Source organism: Caballeronia choica, from assembly GCF_001544535.1.
Taxonomy (GTDB): domain Bacteria; phylum Pseudomonadota; class Gammaproteobacteria; order Burkholderiales; family Burkholderiaceae; genus Caballeronia; species Caballeronia choica.
Genome location: NZ_FCON02000557.1, coordinates 1 through 788 on the forward strand (window position 1 = coordinate 1; position 788 = coordinate 788).

General features: G+C 66.8%; 1 protein-coding gene and 1 pseudogene. Both read left to right on the top strand.

Annotated elements, in window-relative coordinates:
• Positions 1–289: pseudogene (locus AWB68_RS45690) on the top strand (hypothetical protein); the annotation flags it as partial.
• On the top strand, positions 286–788 hold a 503-nt coding region (locus tag AWB68_RS45695; RefSeq protein ID WP_087650522.1), incomplete at its 3' end, for a gluconate 2-dehydrogenase subunit 3 family protein. The pseudogene AWB68_RS45690 and the gene AWB68_RS45695, both read left to right, overlap by 4 nt.

A 788-nucleotide genomic window follows, 5' to 3' on the forward strand; every position in this document is an offset into this window, starting at 1 on the left:
CATGTATGCACCGGTCACCGCCGGGCCGCTCGCGTGCGCGCTACTCACGCACGCCGCGCTCGCGGCGCCACGCGAGCGCTCGATCACGCGTATAGCGCTCAGGATCACCGCGGCGCTGGGTTTCATCGGCGTGGGCTTTCATGCGCGCGGCGTCGCGCGCAATCAGGGCGGCTGGCGCAACTGGAGCCAGAACATCCTCAACGGTCCGCCGCTGCCGGCACCGCCAGGTTTCTCGGCATTGGCGCTCGCAGGGCTCGCGGCGCTACGGCTCAGGGAGACGGAAAAATGACACTGCCACCTGCGACCCGTTATCCCGGCTATGACGTGCTGAACAAGCGCGACACCGTCTCGTGGGACGACGCGACGCGCGCCGTGATCGACGAACGGCTGGCCACGCCGTCCGCTCCCGCATTCTTCGATGCGGTCGAATGGCGCGCGCTCACGGCGCTGTGCGCCTGTATTGTGCCGCAGCGCAGTGATGCCCCGCAGATACCGGCGGCCGCGCTGGTCGACGCGAAACTCAACGCCGACCGTGGCGATGGCTATCGCGACGCTCGCCTCCCGCCGCTCGGTGACGCCTGGCGAACGGGGCTTGCCGCGCTCGACGCCGAAAGCCGCGCACGTTCCGGCTTGCCGTTCGCAAGTCTCGGTGAAGAGTCGCAAGTCGCGCTGTTGCAGGACATGGAGTCGGGTGAACTGAAAAGTGAAATATGGCGAGGAATGCCGTCGAAGCTCTTTTTCGCGGAGCGCGTACTGCACGACATCTGTAGCGCGTACTATTCGCATCC